A 19,864-nucleotide genomic window follows, 5' to 3' on the forward strand; every position below is an offset into this window, starting at 1 on the left:
CGGCCGGTGGCCTGAGCCGGCCGGGGAGACCGATTTCAGCAATTCTCGAGCGTGGCGCTGGCCAAACCGGGAAAGTCTGTAATCAGGCTGTCAACGCCGAAGTCGGCGAGTCTGCGCATTAGCGCGGGCTCGTTGACTGTCCATACCGACACATGCAGCCCCTGACGCTGCGCCTTCTGCAGGCGTTCCGGCGTACACAGGGTCCAGTTCAGCGCCAGAATCTCACAGCCATAGCTTTGCGCGACCTTCAACGGGTCAAGCCAGGCGTACTCGGCCACCAATCCGCGGGACACATCCGGCACGAAGTCCAGCGCAGCTTTCAATACTTCCCGTGAACTCGAGGTGATCGTGACCTTGTCGAGCAGGCCGAAACGCTGAGCCATTTCGCGAATCGCCAGCACCGTAGTCGCGGCGCGGGTGCGTGAAGCGCTTTTGACTTCCAGTTGCCAGTGCTCGAAATCGCATTTCTCGAACAGTTCTTCCAGTGTTGGAATCGGGCACGGTTTAATCCAGCCCGGTCCGCCGGTGCGCGCATCGTAGGTCACCAGCTCAGCCGCCGTGTGTTCGACGACTTTGCCGCGACGGTCGGTGGTGCGCTTGAGTGTCGGGTCGTGGATAACCATCAACTCGCCGTCCATGGACAGGTGCAGGTCCAGTTCGCAGCGGCGCACGCCGTGCTTGAGGCATTGCTGAAAGCTGGTCAGCGTATTTTCCGGTGCTTCGCCCTTGGCGCCGCGATGGCCGTAGATGAGAGTCACGGTTCTTCCTTAAATTAAATGCCTGATTCGTTTTGTTCGCGGGCCAGGCGTCGTTCCTGGGCCTGCTTCTGCAAAATGTAGCGAGCCAGCAATTGGCGCTGGGCATCGGTCGGGTACTCGAATTCGGTACCGACGTCATAGCCGTCGCCTTTGCGATCGCAATGAGTGACGCGAGCTCGCAATAAGAGTCCGAGGGCTTGCGGCATTAGCACTAGTTTGACCGACAGGTGGGCGCCCTCGGCAATGGGCGTCGGATGCTGAAACTCGATCCCGCCTTCGGAAATGATCACCGGCTGCGGCTCGCCGATCTGCCCGAGCACAGTGATTGCGATCACCTGGCTGAGCAAATCGATGCGTTTATTCTGGGATTTCAGGAATGCGGCGAGGTTCCGGTCGCGCTCACTGATCTGGCGCAACAGGTGCTGTGACTCGAATTCGCTCAGGTGCAGTTCGCTGAGCAAGTTGAACAGAGGGGAAGCATCCTGCAACACTTCCTGGCCTGCGGCTTCGGGAGCGGACAGGGGCCGAATTTCCAGTGCGATCGTGTCCTCGATACGGTAGTATTCGCGGCGATCTTCTTCATCTAATGTCGACATGGCGAACCCATGGTAGCGGCGGTGGTCTGAGTGTAAAGCTGGTTATCGACCCCCGCCACAAGGACGTTCCTTTTCCCTCCGAACAAGCCCCGACATGTTCAGACCTCTCTTCGTATTTATTGGCACGCGTTATACCCGTGCAAAGCGTCGCAATCATTTTGTGTCATTCATTTCCCTGACCTCGATGATCGGGCTCGCCCTTGGCGTGGTCGTGATGATCGTGGTGCTGTCGGTCATGAACGGCTTCGATCATGAGATGCGCACCCGCGTGCTGGGCATGGTGCCCCACGCGACCATCGAGTCCGGTGAACCGATCAGCGACTGGCAAAGCCTGGCCGCCAGGGTCAAGCAGAACCCGCAGGTGACGGCCGTGGCGCCGTTTACCCAGATGCAGGGTTTGCTGACCAACAACGGCAAGGTCTCCAAAGTCCTGCTCAATGCCATCGACCCTGCGCTGGAACGGCAGGTCTCGATCATTGATAACTTCATGCAGCAGGGCAAACTCGACGACCTGGCGCCGGGCAGCTTCGGCATCGTCATCGGTGACAAAGCCGCGGCCAAGTTGGGTGCGGCGATCGGCGACAAACTGACGTTTGTGGCACCGGAAGTCACCGTGACCCCGGCCGGGATGTTCCCGCGCATGAAACGCTTTACCGTGGTCGGCATCTTCCATGTCGGCGCCGGTGAACTGGACGGCTATCTGGGCATCACCAATCTGCAGGATCTGGCCAAGCTGAATCGCTGGAAACCGGATCAGGTCCAGGGCATCCGCCTGAAGTTCGACGACCTGTTCCAGGCGCCACGCGTGGCGTGGAGCATCGCTCAGCAACTCGGCGAAGACCATTTCTATGCCCGCGACTGGACGCGCACCCACGGCAATCTGTATCAGGCGATCCGGATGGAAAAAGCCATGATCGGTTTGCTGTTGCTGCTGATCGTCGCCGTTGCTGCGTTCAACATTATTTCCACGTTGGTGATGGTGGTGAACGACAAGAAGGGCGACATCGCGATTCTGCGCACCCTTGGCGCCACGCCGGGTTCGATCATGGCGATCTTTATGGTGCAGGGCACCGTCATTGGTGTGGTCGGGACGCTGATCGGCGCCGTGGTCGGGATCTTCGCCGCGCTGAATGTCAGCGCCGCGATCTCGGCCCTCGAAGGGCTGATCGGGCACAAGTTCCTCAACGCCGACGTGTACTTCATCGATTACCTGCCGTCGCAAGTGCAGAGCCAGGATGTGTTGATGGTCTGCGCCGCCGCGTTGGTCCTGAGTTTCCTCGCCACCCTGTATCCAGCCTGGCGTGCTGCGCGCACCCAGCCTGCGGAGGCGCTACGTTATGAGTGAGTTGGGCATGAGTGATAAAGCAATCTTGAGCTGCCGCAACCTGGGCAAATCCTACGAGGAAGGCCCGGAGTCGGTAGAGGTTCTGGCCGGTCTGCAACTGGAGCTGCATCCGGGTGAGCGCGTGGCGATTGTCGGTACCTCGGGCTCGGGCAAAAGTACCTTGCTCAACCTGCTGGGTGGCCTCGATACACCGACCAAGGGCAGCGTCTGGCTGGCTGGTGAAGAGCTGTCGGCGCTGAACGAAAAGGCTCGCGGTTTGCTGCGCAATCGGTCGCTGGGTTTCGTTTACCAGTTCCACCATTTGCTGCCCGAATTCACCGCGTTGGAAAACGTCTGCATGCCGCTGCTGATCGGCAAGACTGCGATCCCGGAAGCGCGTCAACGTGCGACAGCGTTGCTGGAGCGGGTAGGGCTGGGTCATCGCCTGGAACACAAGCCGGCCGAACTGTCCGGCGGCGAACGTCAACGGGTGGCCATCGCCCGTGCCCTGGTGAACAAGCCAGGCCTGGTGATGCTCGACGAGCCGACCGGCAACCTCGACTCCCACACCGCCCAAGGCATTCAGGATTTGATGCTGGAACTCAGCACCTCGATGCGCACGGCGTTCCTGGTGGTGACTCACGACATGAACCTGGCTCGCCAGATGGATCGCGTCCTGCATTTGCAGGAAGGTTACCTGACGCCCATCTGATTGACCGAAACCCGGCGTACTGAACAGTACGTCGGGTCTTTTATTTTTATACGGTGCCCAGCGAATGTTCAGACCGTTATCGATCTTTATCGGCGCGCGCTATACCCGCGCCAAGCGCCGCAATCGCTTTGTTTCCTTCATCTCGATGACCTCGATGATCGGCCTCGCCTTGGGCGTGCTGGCGATGATCGTGGTCCTGTCGGTGATGAACGGCTTCCAGCGCGAAATGAGCTCCCGCATCCTCGGCATGGTGCCTCACGCGACTATCGTCGGCGTCAATCCGATCGACGATTGGCAGCCCGTCGCTGCCGCCGCCATGAAGAATCCCGAAGTGACAGCCGCCGTGCCGTTCACCGAGATGGAAGGTATGCTGTCCTACAAGGGGACGATGCAGCCGATCCAGGTCAGTGGCGTTGATCCGGCGCTGGAAGGCAAGGTGTCGATCGTTGCCCAGCACATTGTTCAGGGTCGTCTCGATGCCTTGAAGCCGGGTGAGTTCGGCGTGGTGATCGGCGAGATCACGGCACGCCGCTTCCGCTTGAACGTCGGCGACAAGATCACCCTGATCGTGCCTGAAGTCAGCACTGCACCGGGCGGCATCACCCCGCGCATGCAGCGGTTGAACGTGGTTGGAGTGTTCAAGGTTGGCGCCGAACTGGACGGCTCCATGGCGCTGATCCACGTGGCCGATGCCGCGCAGATGCAGCACTGGGCGCCGAATCAAGTGCAAAGCGTGCGTCTGGCGGTGAAGGATTTGTACGCTGCGCCGAAGGTTTCCAGCGATATTGCTGGCGGGCTGGGCACCGCTTACAAGGCTGATGACTGGACTCACACACAGGGCAGTCTGTTCAGTGCAATGAAGATGGAAAAAACCATGATCGGTTTGCTGTTGCTGATGATCGTCGCCGTGGCGGCGTTCAACATCATCGCAACCCTGATTATGGTGGTGAACGACAAAGGCGCGGACATCGCGATCCTGCGGACCATCGGCGCTACGCCGCGGCAGATCATGGCGATCTTCATGGTGCAGGGCACCGTGATCGGGGTTGTCGGTACGTTGATTGGTGGTGTGCTTGGCGTGCTTGCGGCGCTGAACGTCAGTGAACTGGTGGGCTGGATGGAACGGGTCAGCGGGCAGCACATCTTCAGTTCAGACGTGTACTTCGTCAGTAACCTACCGTCCGAACTGCAGGGTGCGGATGTGGTGTTGATCTGCTCTGCCGGGTTCATTCTGAGCTTTCTCGCCACCGTTTACCCTGCATGGCGTGCGGCGAAAGTCGAGCCGGCTACCGCGTTGCGGTATTCGTAAGCCACTTATGATCGTTCCCACGCAGCGTGGGAACGATCAAGTTCGCGGCAATTCGATTACAAACCTGGTCCACCCGTTTTCCGATTCGCAACGAATCTGCCCGCCATGGGCGCGGATGATTGACTGAGTGATTGCCAACCCCAATCCCGCATGTTCACTACTGCCTTCCTGGCGCGCCGGATCAGCCCGGTAGAAGCGATCAAATAAACGCGGCAGCAACGCCCCGTCAATTCCGTCGCCGCTATTCTCGACCGTCAGGCTCAACCCCTTAGGTTGATCAACAATCTGCACCCGAACCTCGCCTTCGACCGGCGTAAACCGCAACGCATTGTCCAGCAAATTGGAGAGCGCCCGACGCAACATGCTGCGATCGCCCTCCATGCGAGCACTGCCTTCACGACTCAACCTGACCTGAGCGTCCTCCGCCAACGGCGCAAAAAATTCCAGCAACAGATCCGCTTCTTCCGCCAGTTCCAGCGGTTCGCGCTTGGGCATCAATAACCCGTGGTCAGCCTTGGCCAGGTACAACATGTCGTTGACCAGTTGCGCCATCCATTGCAGCTCTTCGAGATTGCTGTGCAGTGCTTCGCGGTAATCCTCAATGGGCCGTGGACGGGTGAGGGTGACCTGGGTGTGGGTCAACAGGTTCGACAGCGGCGTGCGCAATTCATGGGCGATGTCGGCGGAGAAGGCCGAGAGCCGCTGAAAAGAGTCGTCGAGGCGTCCGAGCATGGCGTTGAAGTTGTGGGCCATTTCCGCGAGTTCTGGCGGCATGTTTTCTTCGGGCAGGCGTGCATTGAGCGATTGCGCTGAAACGCCGCTGGCAACCGCACTCATGCGCCGTAACGGCCGCAACCCTCTGCGCGCGGCCCAGGCTCCGAGCAGGGCGGTGGCCAATGCTGACAAACCGACTGTCAGCCAGATCAGGTGCTGCATGCGTTGCAGAAAGTGCTGGTGATGGGTGATGTCCAGCAGCAAGGTCAACTGCGGCGAGTCAGGTTTGTCGAGGAACAACGGAGCGTTGAGGACGCGGTAGTCGGTACCTTCGCTGCTCACCGTGGACAAGCCCGGTTGGGTCGGCAATGCCTGGGGCAGGCGCGTCGAGCTGTCATACCAGCGCTTGCCGTCGCTGCCGGTGATCCGCAGCGACAGATCAGCCTGGCGGCTCAATTCATCGGCCAGTTTGACTTCGCTTTCACTCGACTGAATGTCATGAAGTGCCCGACGCAAACCAATCAACTTGCCGTCGAGCAACTGCTGATCGAGTTCAACGAAATGCGCTTCACTGGCCCGGCTGAACAACACCCCGGCAAACAGCGACACCACGGCGGTGCACGCCGCAAACAGCAGCGCCAGACGGCTGCTTAACGAAAGTCGGCGCATCAAGCGGGGCGCTCTTCAAGGACGTAACCCATGCCGCGCACGGTGTGAATCAACTTGTTCGGGAATTCATCGTCGATCTTCAGGCGCAAACGACGGATCGCCACTTCGATGACATTGGTGTCGCTGTCGAAATTCATGTCCCAGACTTGGGACGCGATCAACGACTTGGGCAGGACTTCGCCTTGCCTGCGCAGGAGCATTTCGTCTCGCGCCTTCAGAAACAGTACCGGCGTGTCGAGGCCGGCACCGCGCACCGCTTGCAGAATCTGCCAGCCATCGCGACCGGGCAGCATCACATCAAGGATCAACAGCGCGTAATCGCCGGTCAGCGCCAATTGTTGGCCGGTGCTGCCGTCCGCCACCAGTTCAGTATTGAAACCGGCTTCGGTCAGGCCTTGGCGCAAGTAGTGGCCAGTTTTCGGTTGGTCTTCGACGATCAGCAGTTTCATGGGCGACTCGAGGCAAATGGAACGAACGCTTTATACCGTGGGCGGCGTTAATACAGGTCAACCTGACAAAGTTGTAATCTGACCGTCAGGTTGCGGGCAGTCGCAGCAGTTTAGAGTTTTCCACAGGCTGAATCTCATCTTGTTGGAGTACGACTATGTTTTTGCGCGAATCACTGGTGCGCGTCGTGTGTTTGCTGGCGCTGAGCTCGCCGGCGTGGGCTTCCCCGGCGCATACCTACGACTTCGGCCAGCCGGCCCCGGCGGCCAAGGTGATTCGCAGCATTGAAGTTGTCATGGGCGACATGTCGTTCACGCCCAAGGCGATTGATATCAAGGCCGGTGAGACGGTTCGTTTTGTGTTGGTGAATAAAGGTCAGTTGTTGCACGAATTCAACCTCGGTGACGCGGCAATGCATGCCAAACATCAGCAGGAAATGATGAAGATGCAGCAGAGCGGAATGCTGATGCCTGCAGGCATGAAGGAAATGGACCACGGCGCCATGGCCGGTATGGGGCATGGAATGAAGCACGACGACCCCAATAGCGCGCTCGTCGAGCCGGGTAAAACCGCCGAGCTGACTTGGACCTTCACCAAGGCCACCAACCTGGAATTTGCCTGCAACATCCCCGGTCATTACCAGGCTGGCATGGTCGGCAAGATGACTGTCAGTCAGTAAGCACTCAAAGGCGGGAGCAAAGGCTGGTAGAATCCGCTGATTCTTCAGTCAGGTTTCCGCCATGCATCCCGCAGCCGAACACTCGCCGCTGGGCAAATCCAGCGAATACATCGCCACCTACACGCCGTCCTTGCTGTTCCCGATCCCGCGCACCGCGAAATGGGCAGAGCTGGGCCTGACGGCTGAAACCCTGCCATACAAGGGCGTGGATTTCTGGAACTGCTTCGAGCTGTCGTGGCTGTTGCCGTCCGGCAAGCCAGTGGTGGCGATTGGCGAATTCAGTATCCCGGCGGATTCGCCGAATATCATCGAATCAAAGTCGTTCAAGCTGTACCTCAACTCCCTGAACCAGACGCCGTTTGCCGACACCGCGAGCCTTGAATCGACATTGGCGAAAGACCTGTCGGCCGCTGCCGGTAAACCGGTCGGCGTGCGGATTCGCAGCCTGAAGGACGTCGAAGCTGAAGGCGTTGTGGCGTTGCCGGGCGTGTGCATTGATGATCTGGACATCAGCGTCAGCAACTACGAGCACCCGCGCCCGGAACTGCTGCGTTGCGATGAATCGCGCATCGTGGAGGAGAGCGTGCACAGCCATTTGCTCAAATCCAACTGCCCGGTCACCAGTCAGCCGGACTGGGGTAGCGTGGCGGTGGAATACCGTGGCGCGGCGCTGGATCACGCGAGTTTGCTGGAGTACATCGTGAGCTTCCGTCAGCACTCGGACTTTCATGAACAGTGCGTGGAGCGGATTTTTCTCGACCTGCAACGGTTGTTGAAACCGGAGAAATTGACGGTGTATGCGCGGTATGTGCGGCGCGGTGGGTTGGACATCAACCCGTATCGCAGTACTGAAACCGTTCAACTGCCAAACCACCGTCTGGTCCGCCAATAAAGAACCACTGTGGGAGCGAGCCTGCTCGCGAAGAGGTCAGCACATTCAACATCAATGGTGACTGACACTCCGCATTCGCGAGCAGGCTCGCTCCCACAGGGGATTGCATTGCAAGTCGCAGACAATAAAAAGCCCCGCTATCACTAGCGGGGCTTTTTTGTATCTGATGGGTTCAGATCCCCATATTGGCCAGGGCTTGCACGATGTTGCGCAAGGTGCCGGCCAGGGTTGGGTGTTCGATTTCGAAGCGCTCGACGGCCAGGTTCACATTGTCGGAGAGGCTGGAGTCCTTGGTTTTGGTTTCGAGCTCAAGTTCCAGTTCGATCTGTTGCATCAGCGCGTGCAGGTCTTCGCGCTCGGCTTCGGTCAGCGGTGGATTCTGTTCCAATTGCTCGCGCAGAGTATTGAGCTGTTGTTGCAGTTCGCGGGCAGGCATGGCGTTCTTCCTTTTATCGATAGGCACTGGCATAGACCGCAGCAGCACGCCAAAGGTCTATGGCTTGACCTTTAGATTAATCCACTCGCGCGCAACCTGCATGATCTCGATCAGGGCTTTTCGCCCTTGAGCCGACGCAGGCTGATGTCGGCCAGGCAGGTGTCGAGTTCACCGAGGTGATCGATCACCGAATGCACGCCCAGACCGAACAGTTGCACCGTTGCCTTGCCGCGTTTGAATTCCCGCTCCTGCTGAGTCAGCGCCTGCCAGTCGTTGGGTGCCAGGCCGCAGAGTGAGCCGCAGGACGCCAGCCCAATCGTCCACAATCCGGCATTGAGCCCCGCTTGCAGCAATCGCGGTTCGCCGCTGACCAGCACGCAACCCTCCAGTCGTTCGACATTCAACGTCATTAGGGCTTGCCAACAGGCATGCGGTGCCGGCCATGGATTGTTTGTTTCGCGGTGTTGCGAGGGTTTGATCCATGAAGGCAAGGCAGCGGCCAGGGAATGGCTAAGGGCAGGGGGGAGTTCATCGAGCCAGGCACAGGGAATCTGCTGATGTTGCAAGCTGCGCAGGCTATCCAGCGCGCCGGGCGTGGCCTCGGCGTGTATGGCAGAGGGGATGCCGTGCGCGCGTGTGCGGGCACCGAAATCCACAAGGCAACCACTGAGGCCGAACAGGACGGCGGTCAGGCTGGGCGCAATGTGGGGCAAGGTTTCGGCGTGCGGCATATCAACGTCCCTGAAATAGCCTCAAGGCTAGGGGGCGACGGTGACAGTTGAGTGACACTGATGTGAATCGCTCACAATCATCACGAATGATCCGTAGGCTGCCTCGCACGGTGCTGCCTTAAGCGGCTTTTCCGTCTTATACTAGCCCGCTTAACGCTTGGGCCAAGCGCCCACGCCAGTACAATCCAAGGAGTTTTTCTATGCGCTGGAGCAATCATCTAGCTCAGTTTTGTGTATTTGCCAGCGTATTGCTGGTTCCGTTCGTTGCCCAGGCAGCCTCGGAAGACGATCCTTGGGAAAGCATCAACCGCCCGATCTACAAGTTCAACGATGTGCTCGACACCTATGCGCTGAAGCCTTTGGCCCAGGGCTATAAGTTCGTGACGCCGCAGTTCCTTGAAGACGGCATCCACAACATCTTCCGCAACGTCGGTGATGTCACCAACCTCGCCAACGATATCTTGCAGGCCAAACCGGCCGCCGCTGGCGTCGACACCGCACGCTTGATCTTCAACACCACCTTCGGCCTGCTGGGTTTCTTCGATGTGGGCACCAAGATGGGCCTGCAACGCAATGACGAAGACTTCGGCCAGACCCTCGGCTACTGGGGCGTAGGCAGCGGCCCGTACGTGATGCTGCCGCTTCTGGGTCCAAGCACTCTGCGTGACGCGCCGTCCAAGTATGTCGACGGCTACACCGGTCCGTATCGGTACATCAACGACGTGCCTGTGCGTAACTCGATCTTCGGCCTGAACATCGTCGACACCCGCGCCAGTCTGCTATCGAGTGAGAAGCTGATCAGCGGCGACAAGTACATCTTCATCCGCAATGCGTACTTGCAGAACCGCGAATTCAAAGTCAAAGACGGCCAGGTCGAAGACGATTTTTGATCTCGACCGGTAAAACGAAGAAGGCGGCCAGTTGGCCGCCTTCTTTCGTTTGGCTTCCGGGACCGGTTTGATTCATGGGTTTGAACCTTCCATTACGTTTCGGTTTTGCCTGTTCTTATAACTCCCGGTGATTTGAAATCGAAAGACGTCAAGCGACCATCGGCGTGAGCTTGAAACGCCCCGCGGATGGGAGTACCGTCTGCGCCTTAGAAGGGCACCTCTGGTGTACCTGTGTGTAGGGCAAACGCTCGAAAACAGTGCAGTAGAGAGGCTAGAAAGCGAATCCAGTAGTGAGAGCCGGGACAAAGCCCCTGCCTGCTACGCCAACCTAATTCTGGCGCCGTTTGCCCACATGCCAAAAACCAGTGCCACGCTGCTGATAATCGATGATGACGAAGTAGTGCGCGCGAGCCTCGCGGCCTACTTGGAAGACAGTGGTTTCAGTGTCCTGCAGGCCAGCAATGGCCAGCAGGGTCTTCAGGTATTCGAGCAAGACAAGCCCGACTTGGTCATCTGCGATCTGCGCATGCCGCAGATGGGCGGACTCGAACTCATTCGCCAGGTCACCGAGCTGTCGCCACAAACCCCGGTGATCGTGGTTTCGGGCGCCGGCGTGATGAACGACGCGGTCGAGGCCCTGCGCCTGGGCGCGGCGGACTACCTGATCAAGCCTCTCGAAGATCTGGCTGTGCTCGAGCACTCTGTGCGCCGGGCCCTGGATCGTGCGCGCCTGCTGCTGGAAAACCAGCGCTACCGCGAGAAGCTGGAAAAGGCCAACCGCGAGCTCGCCGCCAGCCTGAACCTGCTCCAGGAAGACCAGAACGCCGGTCGCCAGGTGCAGATGAACATGCTGCCGGTCAGCCCCTGGACCATCGACGAGTTCCAGTTTGCTCACCAGATCATCCCGTCGCTGTACCTGTCGGGTGATTTCGTCGACTACTTTCGGGTCGACGAACGTCGGGTAGCCTTCTACCTGGCGGACGTTTCCGGTCATGGCGCCTCTTCAGCCTTCGTTACCGTGCTGCTGAAGTTCATGACCACGCGCTTGCTGTTTGAATCCAAGCGCAGCGGTACATTGCCGGAATTCAAGCCTTCAGAGGTCCTTGGTCATATCAACCGAGGCCTGATCAGTTGTAAGCTGGGTAAACACGTCACAATGGTCGGTGGAGTCATCGACGAGGAGACAGGTTTGTTGACCTATAGCATCGGTGGTCATTTGCCGTTGCCTGTGTTGTACACGCCAGACAGTGTTCGTTATCTGGAAGGGCGTGGTCTGCCGGTGGGCCTCTTCAATGAAGCCACCTACGAAGACCACGTACTGGAGCTGCCGCCGACGTTCAGCCTGACGCTGATGTCCGATGGCATTCTGGACCTTTTGCCAGAACCTACACTCAAAGAAAAAGAAGCGGCTTTGCCCCAAAGGGTCAAGGCAGCGGGCGGCAGCCTGGATGGTCTGCGGCAGGTTTTTGGATTGGCCACGCTAGGGGAGATGCCGGATGATATCGCCCTGTTGGTGTTGAGCAGGAATCTTTAATGAGTACCGGTAGAATCCAGTTCGCCGAGCAGGATGGCACCTTCGTCCTGAAGTTCGTCGGTGAAGTTCGCCTGACCCTGTGTTCGGCGTTGGATGCGACTATTGAGCGGATCTTCACGGCGTTGAACTTCAACGCAATCGTGATCGACCTGACCGAAACCCGCAGCATCGACAGCACCACCCTTGGCCTTTTGGCCAAGCTGTCGATCCTGTCGCGGCAAAAGGTCGGCTTGCTGCCGACCGTCGTCACCACCCACGAAGACATCACCCGTCTGCTGCAGTCCATGGGCTTCGAGCAAGTGTTCAACATCGTTGACCGCCCGATCCCGTGCCCTGAGTGCCTGACCGACCTGCCGGACCAGGATCAGTCCGAAGAAGTGGTGCGGATCAAAGTGCTCGAAGCACACAAGATCCTCATGGGCTTGAACGACTCCAATCGTGAAGCGTTTCATGATCTGGTGAACGCCCTCGAGCGTCACTGATTCCATAAGCGACCGCGCACAAAAAAGGGCGAACCTGTGAGGGTTCGCCCTTTTTTGCGTTTGCTCTTACTGGATCAGAGCTTGGCTTGCAGCAATGCTTCGAGTTTTTCCTGGTCGCGAGCGAACTGACGAATACCTTCAGCCAGTTTCTCGGTCGCCATCGCGTCCTCGTTGGACAACCAACGGAACTGCGCTTCATTCAAGTTCAAACGAGCTTCGCCGGCATGACCCGGTGCCAATTTACGTTCCAGTTTTCCAGTATCCGCCGCCAGCTTGTCAATCAGATCCGGGCTGATGGTCAGACGGTCGCAACCGGCCAGCTGCTCGATCTGATTCAGGTTACGGAAGCTCGCACCCATGACCACAGTCTTGTAGTCATTGGCCTTGTAGTAGTTGTAGATGCGTGTCACCGACTGCACGCCCGGATCATCCGCGCCGGTGTAGTCGTTGCCGTTGGCCTTCTTGTACCAGTCGTAGATGCGACCCACGAACGGCGAAATCAGGAATACCCCGGCGTCAGCACAAGCCGCTGCCTGAGCGAACGAGAACAGTAGCGTCAGGTTGGTCTGAATGCCTTCTTTTTCCAGAATTTCGGCAGCGCGGATGCCTTCCCAAGTGGAAGCGATCTTGATCAGCACGCGGTCACGGCCAATGCCGGCCTTGTCGTACAGCTCGATCAGACGGTGCGCACGCTTCAATACGGCGTCAGTGTCGAACGACAGGCGCGCATCCACTTCGGTGGAAATACGGCCGGGGATCACTTTCAGAATTTCTTGCCCTACCGCAACGCCAAAACGGTCGCTGGCCAGGCCCACATCGCCCTTGCAGTCGCTGACGCAAGCGTTCAGCAACTCGGCATAAGCGGGAATGGCCGCCGCTTTGAGCAGCAGGGAAGGGTTGGTGGTAGCGTCCACGGGTTTAACGCGAGCGATAGCTTCGAAGTCGCCGGTGTCGGCAACCACGGTGGTCATTTGTTTGAGTTGTTCCAGCTTGGAAGTCATGGGCGTGCTCTGTCCTATGGGTCTAATGACATTACCCGAGCGCTGACAGCCACTCAAGGGTGCGCGTACGTATCGAGGGCCCCAGCGGCAACATCCGGAAAACGGCTGTTTGAAAGGCGGGGCGCGGTATCGGTAAATACGATGCCAAATCAGACCACAGGTTCAACCCAAGCGACCGTTAACGCCCCTCAAGCAACTCCGCCGCCTGATCCAGCAATACCAAAGGCTCTTTAGCCTTGTGAATATCCACCGACAACAACTGCCGAAACTTGCGCGCCCCCGGAAACCCGGTGCCCAGCCCCAGCACATGCCGAGTGATGTGGTGCATCGAGCCGCCCGCATCAATATGCGCCGCTATATAAGGCCGCAACTGCGCCAGCGCCTCGGCCCGGCTGATCACCGGCGCGGTGCTGCCGAACAGTTGCTGATCCACCTCAGCCATCACATAAGGATTGTGATAAGCCTCACGGCCCAGCATCACGCCGTCGAACGTCTGCAAATGTTCGTGACAGGCTTCCAGCGTCTTGATCCCGCCGTTGAGAATAATCTCCAGCTCCGGAAAATCCGTCTTCAACCGCGCCGCCACGTCATAACGCAGGGGCGGAATGTCGCGGTTCTCCTTCGGCGACAACCCCTCCAGAATCGCAATCCGCGCATGCACCGTAAAGCTCGTGCACCCGGCATCCCGAACCGTGCCGACGAAATCACACAACTCATCGTAACTGTCCCGCCCATTAATCCCGATGCGATGCTTCACCGTCACCGGAATCGACACCGCATCGCGCATCGCCTTCACACAATCCGCCACCAACTGCGGATGCCCCATCAGGCAGGCACCGATCATATTGTTCTGCACCCGATCACTCGGGCAGCCAACATTCAGATTCACCTCGTCGTAACCATGCTCCTGCGCCATGCGCGCGCACATCGCCAGGTCCAGCGGCACACTGCCGCCGAGTTGCAGCGCGAGCGGGTGTTCGGCTTCGTTGTGACGCAGGAAACGGTCGTGATCGCCGTTGAGCAGCGCCCCGGTGGTGACCATTTCGGTGTAGAGGAGGGCGTGCTTGGAGAGTAGGCGCAGGAAAAAACGGCAATGGCGATCGGTCCAATCCATCATCGGGGCGACGGAGAAACGGCGGGAGAGCGAGGCGGGTGTGGCGGTGATTGGGGGCATTGGCGGTTCTGAGATGGGTGAGGCTGGGAGGTGGGGAGTTTATCAGGATTGGGGTTGTGGGGCTTAGGCGAGTCTTGCTGCCGTTGTCAGGGCATCTGAACAACGGCATAAGAGGGAATCGACTGGATCGCTACGAGTAAATAAATCTGTCCTGGTTTTTTGGGAGAGCGGGGCGGGTGTGGGGGCTTAGACGAGTCTTGCAGCGGTTCTTCACGGCGGCGTGTGGAGGAAGTCGAGGAACGAGATAGATGGGTCAACGAGGCGTCCGAGGAGGGCGCCTCGTTATGACGTCAGGACGATTCAGCATCCATACGTCGCGCAACGACATCTAGAACATCGCAGCCATCGCGCAAGGGTATGCAGCAAAGCATTGCAAAGTCGCTGAGTATCACCGAATCCGTGGTGATGTCGCCGCGCATTGCGAGGTTCTCCAGAATCTGCGTTACCGCACCAATTCGGTAGCGTGCGGTGCTTAGCAGTGAGTGCAGCGGTTGGGTGGTGTTTACATACAGCGAGGGAAGGTCGTCGGCGTTGCTGGTTAAAGCCATAAATTCTTTCATGTGACGCTCCATTAATTCGAGAAGAACTACTACTCAATCGTCGCCAAACGAATGGGTGGTAGCCGTACGCGGGTTGGCGAACCGGGCAATGGAGAAACCGGCAGACCCTAAGGTCTCCCGCGCACAGCCACCATAAAACAGGCAGCTAAGTGCGTTCCGAAACGCTCCGAAAATGCTCGAAGGTTTCAGTTCAATTGCCATCGAGTCGCCAAACCCGACACGCCATTTTGGCGTTGGGTGGACTATAGGCCTCGTGACAAAAGCGCAGCAATGGACAAGTGTACGGACAATTCCCAGAGTCGTGTAGGACGTTACTCTTTTAACAGTTTGTCTGGGGAGCCCCCTTTTTTGCCTCAAGCAATCAGTACCTGAACCAACGCTGTCGCCCAGCAAAGTTTCATAATTCCTGTTGGTCTTGCGGCATAGGATGACGACCTAAGGTCACCGCGCTTCGAACCCACAGGGAACTGAAAAATGATCTCGAATCTCTTAAAAGTCGTACTGATCGGTGGTGCGTTGCTGTTGAGCGCCTGTTCGGGTGCAAGCACCCATAGCGAATATTCGGAAGCCACCCTGCCGTCTGCCGGTTTTGGTCCGGGGCCTACCAACAACCCCAATAAGATGAATTTCCATGGCAGTGCGCTCGGCAACAGCTTCGGCGAGTACAGTTCGGGGTTGTTGCACGACGATTAACGGCGGAAGTGTTTCCGCCGTTTTGCGTTATGCCTGATGTGTCGTGTGCTTTGGGTTGGCGACTGCTGCGCAGTCGGACGCAGGCTTCGCCAACTGCTACATGGATGGTGTACGTGCGGTTATTTGGGCTCGGGTGTCGCTATCCATTGGCCCAGAACTTTTTGGTAGTTGCCCGTGACTTTGGCCAAGTGCAACCACTGATCGACGTACAACTTCCAAGTCATGTCATCACGCGGCAGCAAGTAAGCCTTTTCGCCGTACTGCATGAATTGCTTCGGGTTCACCGCGCACAGACCGGGTTTGAGTTTCTGCTGATACAGCGCTTCCGAAGCATCGGTGATCATCACGTCAGCCTTCTTGTCCAGCAGCTCCTGGAAGATGGTCACGTTGTCGTGAAGGCGCAATTGCGCGTTGGGTAGAAAGGCGTGAACAAAGGCTTCGTTGGTGCCGCCGGCCGGTTCGACCAAACGAACCGAAGGCTGGTTGATTTGCTCAACGGTCTGGTACAGCGCCTGATCTTCGCAGCGCACCAGCGGGATTTTGCCGTCGACGTCCAGCGTGGTGCTGAAGAAGGCCTTTTTCTGGCGCTCCAGCGTGACGGAGATGCCGCCGACGCCGATGTCGCATTTGCCCGCGAGCATGTCGGGCATCAGGGTTTTCCATGTGGTCTGCACCCACTCGACCTTGACGCCCAGGCTGTCGGCCAGCGAGCGGGCCATGGCGATGTCGATGCCCGAGTATTCGCCGTCCTCGGCTTTGACGGTATAGGGTTTGTAGTCGCCTGTTGTGCACACGCGCAGTTGGCCCTGTTGGATGACGCTGTCCAAATGCGATTGCTCGGCTTGAGCGCCAAACGATAGAGCGAGCAGGCCACCGAGCATCATTGTGCTTTTTAGGTTGTTCATTGTTATCCGGCTTCCATGATGGAGTGGGGGGTGAGGGACTTACTTTTTACTGCACCGCTCAACATCATCCTGGGTTTTCAAATCGGTTTCGATTCCCAACCGGTATTTGCAGTAGTCGATAATCCACGCGCGTTGCTCTTCCGTCAGGCGTTCCACTTTTCGAGTGTCGCCGTCATTGGCGTGGATGTTGTAGAACTTGATTTGCAGGGTTGGGTGTTTCTTGATGAAGGGGATTGTTTCGACGTCGGCGTCTTCAAGGGCGTTGTAGTAACCGAGACTCAGCATGCCCAACAAGATCAGCGCGATAACAGCGATCAGTTTTTTCATCCTTGAGACTCAGTGGGGGAATGGGTGGGGGCGATGGATAACACCAGAAGCTTATAAATACTCCCGAATTTCCTTCCAGACATATCCGTAGCTGTAGCGCAGCCAAGCGATTTTCACTTTCGCGAAGGTGCGACGAACCGGACTCGACGCTCGTGCGTTCAATGTTTTTTCGATTTCACTCAGTAGCCAGTCATCCTTGAAACCCGTCCAGATGGGTGGGACGGCCACTTCCAGGTTCCAGAAACAGACCGGTGCGACTTCTGCGTAAAGGATGTCTTTCACGGCTTCTAAGTCGTATGGCCGAATTTGCTCGGCGATGTAGGCGTAGTCGACCGGATTGTCTACAAACGCCTCAGCCAGTGCTATGCGTACACTTGCTTTCTGTTCCGGGGTCAAGAGCTTTTATTGGGCCTGGACGCATCAGCCACAGTGCCGCCACCGCAATTGATATACGAAGACGACTTCAACCAGCGTTGATCCGGATAATAAGAAAACAACAACTGCCCATCCTTCATCGAATCAATCAACTTATGCGCAATCGCCGGCCGCACAGCCGGACAGCCCAGGCTTCTACCAATCCGGCCATTGGTTCGGGCAAGAACCGGACTGACATAGGGCGCCCCGTGAATAACGATCGCCCGTTCAAATGCGTTGTCGTTGAAACCCGGCTCCAGACCTTCCATGCGCAAGGAATAACCGTTCTGGCCGACATAGCTCGACTGGGTGCGGTACAAACCGAGGCTGGTGGCAAAGCTTTCATTCTGGTTGGAGAACTTGACCGCCATGTTCTCGCCGCTGTTGCGACCGTGGGCGACCAGTTCGTGGAACAGTAATTTACGTTTCTTCAGATCGAACACCCACAACCGTTGTTCGGTCGAAGGCAGTGAGTAGTCGATAACAGCAAGTCTTTGGACAGGTGCTTTACCTTGGGCCAAGCTGCACTGGGTAGCGCGTACGGCCAGTCCGATGACTTTGGCGTTGGCGCCCGGTGCTGCTTTGAGCAGCGCGGCTGCAAGCGAATCGGCGTAGGCTGCCGGTACCGAAACTGACGTCAGCAGCAGGGCCGTGAATAGGAAACCAAAGCGGTCTAGCGCCATTTGTAAGTCTCACATTAATGTTTCGAGTCTAGCAGTGTGCAGGATGCTAGCCGTTGAATCCGGGGCGATTAAGGATTATCCATGGGGCAGTTAACAAGGTTATTCGTCATAAGCCGCATCTTTTTTATGGGCTTTCTGATCAGCGGCGCAGCGAATGCTGAAACTTCGCCGATTGAGGCGGCATCTCCAGTCATTAGCGGAACTGGCGCAGCGCCTGACGATTACGTCGCTCAAACGATTCAGGCGGCACTGGAGCCCTTGAGTTCATCGTTTCCACCCTTGCTCACTTCCCGTGGTCATCAACGGGTGGATCCGGGTCGCGTGGTCATGGATTTTTACATGCATCGGGGTTATCGATCGGCCTGGGCGAATGACAGCGATGTCATCCAGTTGTTGAAAAGCCTGAGCGAGACCCAGGCCGATGGGTTGGACCCTGCGGACTTTCATATTGATGAGTTGACGAAGGCCAGAGCATCGATGCAGGCAGCAGAGCCGACGGTGGCGCAACGGGCGGCGTTCGATATCGCGGCCACCCGCACCTTTATCACGGCGCTGCTGCAGTTGCGGCGCGGCAAGGTTGACCCTTCACGTCTGGACATCCATTGGAATTTCGACCCTGTCGGTGCCGATCCTCGTGGAGACATGAATAACTTGTTCGTTGCGCTCGATGCTCATGACGTGGCGCGCGCTTTCGCCGAAGCGCCACCACAAGAGGCGGTTTACCGCAGCCTGCGCGTGGGCCTGGCGCAACTGCGCAAGGTTCGGGACGCTGGCGGCTGGCCGAAGATAGCCGAAGGCCAAGCGCTCAAGCCAGGCATGGATGACGCCTCTGTCGCGCAGTTGCGAGCACGGTTAGTGGTGGGGGGGTATCTGGCCCCATCAAAGAAGCAACGCACTGATTACGACGACAACGTCACCGCGGCGGTGAAAAAGTATCAGACCGAGCAATACCTGGGGGCGGATGGCGTGGCGGGGGCCGCGACACTGGCTGCGTTGAATGTGCCCGTAGAGGCGCGGATAGACCAGGTTCGGGTGAACATGGAGCGCGCGCGTTGGTTGCTGTACAAACTTCAGGGCACTTTTGTCATCGTTGATATTGCGGGTTACAAGGTGGCGCTTTATCGCGACGGTAAGGCGATATGGCGTTCCCGGGTTCAGGTCGGTAAGCCGTTCCGCAGTACGCCGGTGTTTCAATCCGAGATTACTTACGTGACGTTCAACCCCACCTGGACCGTGCCACCGACGATCCTCGTCAAAGACATGTTGCCGAAGATTCAACGAGATCCTGGCTACCTTGCCGCCAACCGTATAAGAGCGCTTGATCGAGAGGGGAATGTGCTCGATCCGTCGACCGTCGACTGGGATAACGCGCGCGGTATCACGCTGCGACAGGATGCCGGGCCGGATAATTCGCTGGGGCAGGTGGTCATTCGGTTTCCCAATGACTATTCGATTTACCTCCACGACACGCCGCATCGCGAGTTGTTTGCGCAATCACGCCGTGCCACCAGTTCAGGCTGCATACGAGTGGAGAAGCCACTGCAGTTAGTAGAGCTACTGTTCAACGACCCGGTTCGTTGGAGCAGTGCCGGGATACAGGCCCAGTTGGCGAACGGCAAGACCGAAAACATCAGACTTCCCGTCAAGGTGCCGGTGCTGTTGGCTTACTGGACGGTGGACCTGAGCAATGATGGTCGAGTGATGTTTAAACCCGATGTCTACGGGTACGATTCCGCAGTACTTCGGGGGTTGAATCTGCCTTCGGAACTGCCCGTTCAGGATGTGCGACGAGCAGGAACTTCCGCTGTGGCGGCGGGGCAAAACCGGCAATGGCCGTGAAGGAAGCGGGACTTGCGGGTTATTGATGCACCTTCGATGCAAGCGCTCTTCGTCAACCTTTGCGCTCCGTCGCAGATTCCGAGGGTGGTGAAGCC

The 19,864-nt window shown here is 57.9% G+C and carries 23 protein-coding genes; 10 read left to right on the plus strand and 13 right to left on the minus strand.

Translation table 11 applies throughout. The annotated features are described in order from the left end of the window. Positions 1-35: 35 nt before the first annotated feature. Together QFX16_RS10090 and QFX16_RS10095 are read right to left on the minus strand one after the other, a co-directional pair. Complete coding sequence (locus tag QFX16_RS10090; protein WP_056744312.1) at positions 36-758, minus strand: glycerophosphodiester phosphodiesterase; 723 nt, start codon at positions 756-758, stop codon at positions 36-38. A gap of 14 nt (positions 759-772) precedes the next feature. Further along, a complete protein-coding gene (locus QFX16_RS10095) occupies positions 773-1,354 on the minus strand; it encodes a PilZ domain-containing protein (RefSeq protein WP_046047829.1) in 582 nt (193 codons plus the stop codon). A gap of 94 nt (positions 1,355-1,448) precedes the next feature. Between QFX16_RS10095 and QFX16_RS10100 the strand changes: the two genes are divergently transcribed. From QFX16_RS10100 to QFX16_RS10110, 3 genes are all read left to right on the plus strand, one after another. Then, entirely contained in the window at positions 1,449-2,699 is a 1,251-nt protein-coding gene (locus QFX16_RS10100; protein ID WP_283183798.1) for a lipoprotein-releasing ABC transporter permease subunit, read from the plus strand. 7 nt (positions 2,700-2,706) lie between these two features. Then, positions 2,707-3,390: a lipoprotein-releasing ABC transporter ATP-binding protein LolD gene (gene lolD, locus QFX16_RS10105; protein ID WP_185753189.1), complete on the plus strand. Its 684-nt coding sequence runs from the start codon at positions 2,707-2,709 to the stop codon at positions 3,388-3,390. Positions 3,391-3,454: 64 nt separating this feature from the next. After that, positions 3,455-4,699 carry a lipoprotein-releasing ABC transporter permease subunit gene (locus QFX16_RS10110; protein WP_283183799.1) on the plus strand — a complete coding sequence of 415 codons (1,245 nt, stop codon included), beginning with the start codon at positions 3,455-3,457 and terminating at the stop codon, positions 4,697-4,699. 36 nt (positions 4,700-4,735) lie between these two features. Here the strand turns inward: QFX16_RS10110 and QFX16_RS10115 are convergent, their stop codons facing one another. Together QFX16_RS10115 and QFX16_RS10120 are read right to left on the minus strand one after the other, a co-directional pair. After that, positions 4,736-6,082 (minus strand): heavy metal sensor histidine kinase, encoded by a 1,347-nt coding sequence (locus QFX16_RS10115; RefSeq protein ID WP_283183800.1) that lies wholly within the window; start codon positions 6,080-6,082, stop codon positions 4,736-4,738. Then, positions 6,082-6,531: a winged helix-turn-helix domain-containing protein gene (locus QFX16_RS10120; RefSeq protein WP_283183801.1), complete on the minus strand. Its 450-nt coding sequence runs from the start codon at positions 6,529-6,531 to the stop codon at positions 6,082-6,084. Before QFX16_RS10120 ends, QFX16_RS10115 begins: the two co-directional genes overlap by 1 nt. 155 nt (positions 6,532-6,686) lie before the next feature. Here QFX16_RS10120 and copI point away from each other — a divergent pair, with 155 nt between their 5' ends. Together copI and queF are read left to right on the plus strand one after the other, a co-directional pair. Beyond that, the gene (gene copI, locus QFX16_RS10125) at positions 6,687-7,208 is read left to right on the plus strand and encodes a copper-resistant cuproprotein CopI (RefSeq protein ID WP_283183802.1); all 522 of its coding nucleotides are present in this window, start codon (positions 6,687-6,689) and stop codon (positions 7,206-7,208) included. A gap of 61 nt (positions 7,209-7,269) precedes the next feature. Next, complete coding sequence (queF, locus tag QFX16_RS10130; RefSeq protein ID WP_283183803.1) at positions 7,270-8,100, plus strand: NADPH-dependent 7-cyano-7-deazaguanine reductase QueF; 831 nt, start codon at positions 7,270-7,272, stop codon at positions 8,098-8,100. 172 nt (positions 8,101-8,272) lie between these two features. On the opposite strand, the gene QFX16_RS10140 is transcribed toward queF, so the two are convergent. Next, the gene (locus QFX16_RS10140; protein ID WP_283183804.1) at positions 8,273-8,536 is read right to left on the minus strand and encodes a DUF4404 family protein; all 264 of its coding nucleotides are present in this window, start codon (positions 8,534-8,536) and stop codon (positions 8,273-8,275) included. Between the two features lie 110 nt (positions 8,537-8,646). After that, positions 8,647-9,267, minus strand: coding sequence for an HAD superfamily inactivated hydrolase PcrP (gene pcrP / locus QFX16_RS10145; protein ID WP_283183805.1), 621 nt, complete (start codon positions 9,265-9,267; stop codon positions 8,647-8,649). Between the two features lie 200 nt (positions 9,268-9,467). On the opposite strand from pcrP, the gene QFX16_RS10150 reads away from it, so the two are divergent. From QFX16_RS10150 to rssC, 3 genes are all read left to right on the plus strand, one after another. Next, positions 9,468-10,157 carry an MlaA family lipoprotein gene (locus QFX16_RS10150; RefSeq protein ID WP_283183806.1) on the plus strand — a complete coding sequence of 230 codons (690 nt, stop codon included), beginning with the start codon at positions 9,468-9,470 and terminating at the stop codon, positions 10,155-10,157. 352 nt (positions 10,158-10,509) lie between these two features. After that, the gene (rssB, locus tag QFX16_RS10155) at positions 10,510-11,691 is read left to right on the plus strand and encodes a two-component system response regulator RssB (RefSeq protein WP_010456296.1); all 1,182 of its coding nucleotides are present in this window, start codon (positions 10,510-10,512) and stop codon (positions 11,689-11,691) included. Then, positions 11,691-12,173: an anti-sigma factor antagonist RssC gene (gene rssC / locus QFX16_RS10160; RefSeq protein WP_007935262.1), complete on the plus strand. Its 483-nt coding sequence runs from the start codon at positions 11,691-11,693 to the stop codon at positions 12,171-12,173. The genes rssB and rssC overlap by 1 nt, the downstream gene beginning before the upstream one ends. A 74-nt stretch (positions 12,174-12,247) precedes the next feature. Here rssC and tal read toward each other — a convergent pair whose 3' ends face one another. The 3 genes from tal to QFX16_RS10175 form a co-directional block, all read right to left on the minus strand. Then, positions 12,248-13,174: a transaldolase gene (gene tal / locus QFX16_RS10165; RefSeq protein WP_283183807.1), complete on the minus strand. Its 927-nt coding sequence runs from the start codon at positions 13,172-13,174 to the stop codon at positions 12,248-12,250. Between the two features lie 178 nt (positions 13,175-13,352). Further along, positions 13,353-14,348: a tRNA dihydrouridine(20/20a) synthase DusA gene (gene dusA, locus QFX16_RS10170; RefSeq protein ID WP_283183808.1), complete on the minus strand. Its 996-nt coding sequence runs from the start codon at positions 14,346-14,348 to the stop codon at positions 13,353-13,355. A 290-nt stretch (positions 14,349-14,638) separates the two neighbouring features. Beyond that, positions 14,639-14,908 carry a short-chain dehydrogenase gene (locus QFX16_RS10175; RefSeq protein WP_283183809.1) on the minus strand — a complete coding sequence of 90 codons (270 nt, stop codon included), beginning with the start codon at positions 14,906-14,908 and terminating at the stop codon, positions 14,639-14,641. A gap of 474 nt (positions 14,909-15,382) precedes the next feature. On the opposite strand from QFX16_RS10175, the gene QFX16_RS10180 reads away from it, so the two are divergent. Continuing rightward, a complete protein-coding gene (locus tag QFX16_RS10180; RefSeq protein ID WP_283183810.1) occupies positions 15,383-15,601 on the plus strand; it encodes a hypothetical protein in 219 nt (72 codons plus the stop codon). Positions 15,602-15,720: 119 nt separating this feature from the next. Here QFX16_RS10180 and QFX16_RS10185 read toward each other — a convergent pair whose 3' ends face one another. Genes QFX16_RS10185 through QFX16_RS10200 form a run of 4 tightly spaced genes read right to left on the minus strand, consistent with a single transcriptional unit; the run spans position 15,721 to position 17,930 of the window. Continuing rightward, complete coding sequence (locus QFX16_RS10185) at positions 15,721-16,506, minus strand: transporter substrate-binding domain-containing protein (RefSeq protein ID WP_283183811.1); 786 nt, start codon at positions 16,504-16,506, stop codon at positions 15,721-15,723. A gap of 39 nt (positions 16,507-16,545) precedes the next feature. After that, on the minus strand, positions 16,546-16,833 hold the full coding sequence (locus tag QFX16_RS10190) for a hypothetical protein (RefSeq protein WP_283183812.1): 288 nt from the start codon (positions 16,831-16,833) through the stop codon (positions 16,546-16,548). A 51-nt stretch (positions 16,834-16,884) separates the two neighbouring features. Further along, positions 16,885-17,229: a DUF7079 family protein gene (locus QFX16_RS10195; RefSeq protein WP_283183813.1), complete on the minus strand. Its 345-nt coding sequence runs from the start codon at positions 17,227-17,229 to the stop codon at positions 16,885-16,887. Continuing rightward, positions 17,226-17,930 carry a murein L,D-transpeptidase catalytic domain family protein gene (locus QFX16_RS10200; protein ID WP_283183814.1) on the minus strand — a complete coding sequence of 235 codons (705 nt, stop codon included), beginning with the start codon at positions 17,928-17,930 and terminating at the stop codon, positions 17,226-17,228. The genes QFX16_RS10195 and QFX16_RS10200 overlap by 4 nt, the downstream gene beginning before the upstream one ends. A gap of 81 nt (positions 17,931-18,011) precedes the next feature. Between QFX16_RS10200 and QFX16_RS10205 the strand changes: the two genes are divergently transcribed. Next, positions 18,012-19,769: a L,D-transpeptidase family protein gene (locus QFX16_RS10205; RefSeq protein WP_283183815.1), complete on the plus strand. Its 1,758-nt coding sequence runs from the start codon at positions 18,012-18,014 to the stop codon at positions 19,767-19,769. Positions 19,770-19,864: the final 95 nt, after the last annotated feature.

Source organism: Pseudomonas svalbardensis, from assembly GCF_030053115.1.
GTDB classification, from domain to species: domain Bacteria; phylum Pseudomonadota; class Gammaproteobacteria; order Pseudomonadales; family Pseudomonadaceae; genus Aquipseudomonas; species Aquipseudomonas svalbardensis.